At 69.5% G+C, this 1,572-nt stretch carries 1 protein-coding gene; it reads left to right on the top strand.

The window, feature by feature from the left end; translation table 11 throughout:
* Positions 1 to 43: 43 nt before the first annotated feature.
* On the top strand, positions 44 to 1,572 hold a 1,529-nt coding region (locus ACIBNE_RS41125; RefSeq protein WP_399281214.1), incomplete at its 3' end, for a condensation domain-containing protein.

The following is a 1,572-nucleotide window of genomic DNA, read 5'->3' as shown; positions in this document are numbered from 1 at the left end:
TCCGGGGGCGTTGGCGGGGTTGGTTGTGGGGTCTGGGGCGACGGTGCTTCAGGCGACGCCTGCGGTGTGGCAGGGCCTGGTGGCGGAGGCTCCGGATGCGGTGCGTGGGCTGCGGGCCCTGGTGGGTGGTGAGGCGCTTCCTGCTGGGCTGGCCCGGCAGTTGACTGCGTCGGCGGTGTCGGTGACGAATCTTTACGGTCCGACGGAGACCACGGTGTGGTCGACGCTGGCGGACCTGCACACCGGAGACGACCTCCACGTATTCATCGGCGCACCTCTGTGGAACACGCGCGCCTATGTACTGGACTCTGCCCTGCGGCCTGTCCCTCCCGGCGTCGCGGGTGAGTTGTATCTGGCCGGTGTGCAGTTGGCCCGTGGCTATCTGGACCGTCCCGGGCTGACGGCGGAGCGGTTCGTCGCCAGCCCCTACGGTGCGCCCGGTGAGCGGATGTATCGGACCGGGGACTTGGCCCGGTGGCGTGCCGATGGGCAGTTGGAGTGTCTGGGGCGTACGGATGACCAGGTGAAGGTGCGTGGCTTCCGTATCGAGCTGGGTGAGGTCGAGGCGGCGCTTGCCACGCACCCGGCCGTTGCCCAGGCCGCTGTCGTCGTGCGTGAGGACCAGCCGGGCGACAAGCGTCTCGTCGGGTACGTCGTCCCTGTCGGAGGCGCTGCCCCGCAGGCGGACGGCTCCGCTCTGCGTGCTCACGTCGCCGTTCTGCTGCCGGACTACATGGTGCCGACTGCGATGGTGTTCCTCGATGAGTTCCCGCTCACGGTGAACCGGAAGCTGGACCGCAAGGCCCTGCCTGCCCCCGCCCCCGGCCGTGGCGCTGTCGGTGGCCGAGGTCCTGCGAATGCGCAGGAAGAGATCATGTGCGCGGTGTTCGCCGAGGTGCTGGGCCTGCCATCGGCGGGATTGGAGGACAACTTCTTCGAGCTCGGCGGTCACTCCCTGCTCGCGACGCGCCTGGTGAGCCGCATCCGGTCGGCGTTCGGAGTCGAAGTACCGATCCGGGCCGTGTTCGAGACCCCCACCCCCGCCGCTCTCGTCGGCCGAATGGCCGCATCCGGTGTGTCGCGGCCCGCGCTGGTGCCGGTGGACCGTCCGGAGACGGTACCGCTGTCGTTTGCCCAGCAACGCCTCTGGTTCCTGCGGGAGTTGGAGGGTGCGTCCGCGCTCTATAACATCCCTGTCGCTCTCCGCCTCGCGGGTCAACTCGACGTCGACGCCCTGTGTGCCGCCCTGCGCGACGTCGTCGTCCGGCACGAAGTTCTCCGTACCGTCTTCGGGCACGTGGACGGCGTGCCCGAGCAGCGGGTCCTCGCTCCTGACGCGGTCGATCTGCCGCTCTCGCCCGAGGATGTGTCCGAGGGGGAACTGGCGCGGGCGGTGGCGGACGAGGCGACTCGTCCGTTCGCCCTCACCGATGAACTTCCGCTCCGTGCACGGCTGTTCGCCGTTGCACCGCAGGATCACGTGCTGGTTCTGGTGCTGCACCACATCGCGGGTGACGGCTGGTCCCTCGCGCCGCTCGCGCGTGACATCTCCACTGCGTACGCCGCCCGTGC

Source organism: Streptomyces sp. NPDC050504 (assembly GCF_044458065.1).
Lineage (GTDB): Bacteria > Actinomycetota > Actinomycetes > Streptomycetales > Streptomycetaceae > Streptomyces.
This window is presented reverse-complemented; position numbering and strand designations above follow the sequence as displayed.